Below are 5,279 nucleotides of genomic sequence, written 5' to 3' on the forward strand. Positions count from 1 at the left end.
ATCTATTACCAGGCGGCGGACAAGAGCCAGGGGAGAAGCTCAATGAATGTCTGATTAGAGAGTGTAGGGAAGAAACCGGATATGATGTTGAAGTTCAAGATCTTATTTTCGTTAGAGAATGTTTTTTAGATAAAGATTTACATAGAGTAGAATTAATATTTAAAGCTGAAATACGCAAAGAGACTATTGCAACGGGAATGGACAAGAATCAGGTCGGAATTGAATGGATTGATTTAGATAATATAATTGAAGAACCTCTATTTCCATTAGAGCTCCGAAAACTCATACAATCATATAATGAAGAACAACAAGAACATGTATATCTAGGGGAAATTCATTGATGATCGGGTAAATTCAAGAAGGCAAGAACATCCGATAACACCGTTTTCCCGCAGCGGGCTTACGCCCCTTAATCTGCCCGAGGCATTTCGAGAAAGTGGAATCAGGCAGACACACTTGCACCACCTAACCTCATCGCGGCCGCCCTTCGGGCTTAAGGTGGTGAGGCGTCGGGAACACAACAACGTTATAAGAAATCCCCGCGAAACTAAATATACTCAAACAAGTTAAGGTGGAGCAAGTATGGGGAATAAAATTCAAAGACAATTTACAAAAGAGATGAAAAAGATCTCAAGGCAAGAGTCACGAAGAAAAAATAGATTTTATAGCTTTTTGGAAAGAGATATTATTACTGGATATTACTCTATTAAGAAGCGAGAAACCAATAAGTTTGTTTTGTTTTTTATTAAGATAATGCAGTTTATTTTGAGTGCTTTTATTCTTATTTTTGGAATGTTGTTGGCATTAGCGATTATTAACCTTGAATTGACAGAGGTATTCTTCTTATCAGCTCTAATTTCATTAACCTTATTATTTTTTGGATTTATCCATCCTAATATAATATGGGCTCCTCATAGAAGAATTCCAAGAAGAAGAGTATTGAAATTGTTTGGTAGTGTAACAATAATATGCTTATTTGTTGGCATAGTATTAGCAGTTTTTACTTAATAGAGCATCTAAGAGTAATTTGAGTATCGCTTTGATGGCGGGGACATCATATAACACCATATTCACGCTGCGGCCGGCTACGCCGACCTTGGTCTGCCCGTGGTATTTCGAGGAAGTGGATTCATCAGACACACCTGCACCGACTAACCGCGTCGCGGCCGCCCCTACGGGGCTTAAGTCGGTGAGGCGTCGGGAACACAACAACGTTATCGGAAATCTCCTGAAAACAAACAAATTCTTAATGACTTAAAGAGAATATAAAACCAGATCGCATAGGGGGTATCAGGTGGCTTTAGATTGTTATCTTAAGGACGCGGATGGGTTAAGAATTTATCACTATCCTATTAATGATTCATTGCATAAAGAGATTTTTTCAAATATTAATAAAACTATTCGATTTCCAACACTAAATAAACTGAATGACTACTATAAAGATAGTAGGATTGCGGAGAGTGAGATCCCAAGCTTTATGGATGAATTGAAAAACTTAAAACCTTATTTATCTAATGAAATACAAACAAAAATAGAAGAGTTAATAGACATGATAAGTGACAATCGGGTTAATAGAATCGAATGTTTTTGTGATTGAAATAATAAAGTAATAAATTTACAAGAGCTTTTTGAGAGTAAACTCGAAGACGCAGGAGACTTCACATAACACTGTATTCACGCTGCGGGCCATTTGGCCCTTGGTCTGCTCAATGGTTTTCGAGGAGCGTAATCAGCAGACAACCCTGCACTGGCTAAGTCCGTCGGACTTGGCGGTACAGTGCCTTTAAGCCAGTGAGGGTTCGTGAACACGGAAACGTTAGCTGAAATCAACGAATGGAACATGAATATTATTAAGGCAGTTTCTCTTAATCTGAAAGGAGGAAAGTCGGTGGGGCTTATACTTGAAGAGAAAACAAGACGAAATATCGAGGATGGCAAGCGAGCTATCTTTACTTTATCTGCGTATACTGATGATTTTCACCCTAATAATGACGAAGGGTGTTATACATGTACTATACGGATTTTCGATCCTAATAATAACATTGTCGATGAGTTCTATAGACATTTTTTGGTGAATGATTTTAATGACAAGCATTACAAACACTTCATTTTGAAATTTTCGAGAGACATATATTATCGTGAACAATTTAATATCAAGAACGACATTGTAGAAAAACGTAATAATAATGAAATTGACGAAGAACTTGTAAACATAATTGCTAAGCTTAACTTATTAGGGCTTAGGACAGAATATTCTTGCCAAGGAACTAAGACTCCGTGGATTGAAAGGCCACATAGAAGTGACGGACACAGTGTAACTGCTTATATAACATTCGTAGACAAGTTACCGAACGAGTTTATGCACTTGGCAAATAAATGTGAATATATTGTAGTTGATAGCATGACAATCCGCTCTAAGAGACGAGATTATAATATTCTATTTCCCGGATGCATGACCGAAATTATTGATAAATGGGAAACAACACGATAAGCAAAAAATATAAGAATTGTTGGTAGCTCAAAGAAGTCGTTGACATCAGATAACACCGTATTCACGCGGCGGGCCGACATTCGTCGACCCTTGATCCGCCCGAGGCATTTCGAGGAAGCGGATTCAGGCGGACAACCCTGCGAACCTAACCGCATCGCGGCCGGCTCCTCCGTAGCCTTAAGGTTCTCGGATTCGTGAATAAAAGAACGTTATCGGAATCAGCATAAATTATAACAAAAGCAAAACCGAAAAACTTGATTACTTAAAGACGTCTAATAAGGAAGATTAAATTAATGAAAGAAAAACTTAAAAGTAGAGATTTTCAGCTTTGGTATTACAGGGTTAGTCATGGTGAGCTTCTAATAAGGAGCCCAAAGGATAAAGAGAACATAACTAATATTGATATTATGTTTTTTGATGTTAAATATATTGAATTACCTAGACACTTACCTAATCTCACATTAGAAGAAGCAAAATATGAAGATAAAATATATTTAAAGGAAAAGACAGGTCACAACTATTTGAAGAAAGATATAGTAGTTATCAATTCAAATGGAAATCGCCATATAATTGTTGCGACAATTTATAAGATTATTGAAAATGAACTTGATTTATTTGATCTTCCATTTGAAAAATTAGGTCATTAAAAACAAATACAACCATAAGAGATCTTTTAGTATTTCAGAGGAGACGCTGACATCCGATAACATCGCATTCAACGCGGTGGGCCGGGACAAGCCTGACCCTTGGTCCGGAAGAGGCATTTCGGGGAAGCATATTCATCGGACACATTTAACCGGCTAAGTGGCAGAGCCACCCGGCACTACGTGCCTTAAGCCGCTTGAATGTCGTGAATGCGGGAACGTTATAAGAAATTAGCGCAAAGCAAATAAAATCAAAGAGGAATCCTAAATGACAATAACAATCCGTTTTGCTCAAAATGATGATTATAACGATGTATCAAATCTGGTAAGACAAATTCATCAGTTACATGTAAGCGCCCGGCCAGATATCTATTCACCCGATCCCAATCCAATGGGGAAGGATTACTTTCTGAAACTTCTTAGAGAAGATAGGTCTCAAGTGATTGTAGTTGAAGATCAAGGACAAGGGAAGGTAATAGCTTATTGTGTGATTAGAATTGATGAACCACCACATCGTCCTATTTATACTTCAAGGAAGTACATTTTTATTGATGATTTTTGCGTTGATGAGAACGAACGAGGGCATGGCATTGGAAAGAAATTATTTAAATTTATTATTACTTATGGGAAAGATATTTCGGCAACCTGTATTGAATTAGGAGTATCTGAGTTTAATAAAGAAGCAATAACCTTTTACGAAAACCTTGGAATGCAAACAAGAAGTAGAAAACTAGAATTAAATATAGAATGATATTGTAGCGAGAGCTCCGAAGGCGCCAACATCTTATAACACCATATTCACGCATCGGGCCATTCGGCCCTCGATCCGGACCAAGGTTAGAAGAGGTTTCGGGAGTTATTTCAGCAGCAAGGAAATAGACTCAGCCGGACACACCCGCACCACCCTAAGGTCCTTCGGACCTTAGGGTGGTGCGGGCGTCATGAATACACAGAACGTTATATGAAATCACAAGCGATTGTGTGCGGGATTGTTCGAAGAAGTGGTTATAGTCGAATCAATGAATCCTTTTCTCGGGTTTTTATTAAAAACAGAGGTGATCATATGAAATCAGTTATTAAAGAAGTCGGGAGTATCTTTATTCCGGTCAAGAATCTAGAGGAATCAATTAGATGGTATGAAAGTATTTTGGGGTTTAAGCTTACCGTTCACTGGGGATTGGGAGCCACTTTGAAAATACACAACAATTCAACTGTTTTAGGTTTAATACAAGTGCATGAGAACCAACCTGTTAAATTTAAGAATAAAGAAAACTTGAATACTTCTTATTATAATTTTTTAACCGAAGATATTTACTTCGCATATGACTTCCTAAAACAAAACAATGTTAAGGTGTACGAAATACATGACAACGGGGATTTTTATTTAATGGACTTTGAAGATCCTGATGGAAATGTGCTGAGTATGATTGATTTGAGACAGGATTCAAGATGGATAAAGAATTTTAATGCATGATTTATGAAGGTAAAACTGGGGGGCTTGTGACATCATGTAACAATGTGTTCACGCATCGGGGACAAGCCGCCTCGGTCCGCCCGAAGCATTTCGAGGAAGAGATTTAGGCGGACAACCCTGCACTGGCTAACCGCGTCGCAGCCTGCCCTCCGGGCCTTAAGCCAGTGAGGGTTCGTGAATACAAGAACGTTATATCTTATGAGGAAATGTATCAATACCTTGAAGAGACATTTACTCACGATATAGCGAAGAAGTTGATCGAATCAGTGGTAGTTGTAATTAACAACAGACTGTCATATCAGAGCGTTGGCTGGGGTTCAATGAATGATTGGTCAAGGGCTAATGGGATGATCGTGAGTAGGGATGAAAAGACAATTATATATAAATTTAAAGTACCAGTATTTGGTGATGATTATCCTGCAGACGAGATTCAAATTGAATACCAATATATTACTAACAAGGGATGGAGAATAAATAGTCCTGCAAGATTACTCAGGTATCCCGTTACTTCACATAACACCGCATTCCCGCAACGGGAGCTGTCGCTCCCTGTCGTCGAGAGGAATTTTCGAGGTAGCATAATCAGGCAGACAACCCTGCACTGGCTAACCGCATCGCGGCCGGGGGTGATGCCCCTTAAGTCAGTGAGGGTTCGGGAATGCAAGAACGT

Annotated in this window: 8 protein-coding genes; all 8 read left to right on the top strand. The window is 38.6% G+C overall.

The genetic code is table 11. The features are described from left to right. Positions 1-341: NUDIX domain-containing protein (locus AC1DWB_RS30905; protein WP_477544933.1), on the top strand; the 341-nt coding region annotated here is incomplete at its 5' end. A 241-nt stretch (positions 342-582) separates the two neighbouring features. Then, positions 583-1,008, top strand: a complete 426-nt coding sequence (locus AC1DWB_RS30910; protein ID WP_477544934.1) for a hypothetical protein — start codon at positions 583-585, stop codon at positions 1,006-1,008. A 286-nt stretch (positions 1,009-1,294) separates the two neighbouring features. Further along, positions 1,295-1,597, top strand: coding sequence for a hypothetical protein (locus tag AC1DWB_RS30915; RefSeq protein ID WP_477544935.1), 303 nt, complete (start codon positions 1,295-1,297; stop codon positions 1,595-1,597). Positions 1,598-1,801: 204 nt separating this feature from the next. Beyond that, positions 1,802-2,491 (top strand): hypothetical protein, encoded by a 690-nt coding sequence (locus AC1DWB_RS30920; protein ID WP_477544936.1) that lies wholly within the window; start codon positions 1,802-1,804, stop codon positions 2,489-2,491. A gap of 293 nt (positions 2,492-2,784) precedes the next feature. Further along, entirely contained in the window at positions 2,785-3,138 is a 354-nt protein-coding gene (locus AC1DWB_RS30925) for a hypothetical protein (RefSeq protein ID WP_477544937.1), read from the top strand. Between the two features lie 265 nt (positions 3,139-3,403). Continuing rightward, positions 3,404-3,886 carry a GNAT family N-acetyltransferase gene (locus AC1DWB_RS30930; RefSeq protein WP_477544938.1) on the top strand — a complete coding sequence of 161 codons (483 nt, stop codon included), beginning with the start codon at positions 3,404-3,406 and terminating at the stop codon, positions 3,884-3,886. A gap of 312 nt (positions 3,887-4,198) precedes the next feature. Next, positions 4,199-4,609, top strand: coding sequence for a VOC family protein (locus AC1DWB_RS30935; protein WP_477544939.1), 411 nt, complete (start codon positions 4,199-4,201; stop codon positions 4,607-4,609). A gap of 164 nt (positions 4,610-4,773) precedes the next feature. Beyond that, positions 4,774-5,279: DL-endopeptidase inhibitor IseA family protein (locus AC1DWB_RS30940; RefSeq protein WP_477544940.1), on the top strand; the 506-nt coding region annotated here is incomplete at its 3' end.

The sequence above is a fragment of the Paenibacillus sp. P4_E11 genome (genome assembly GCF_056401635.1).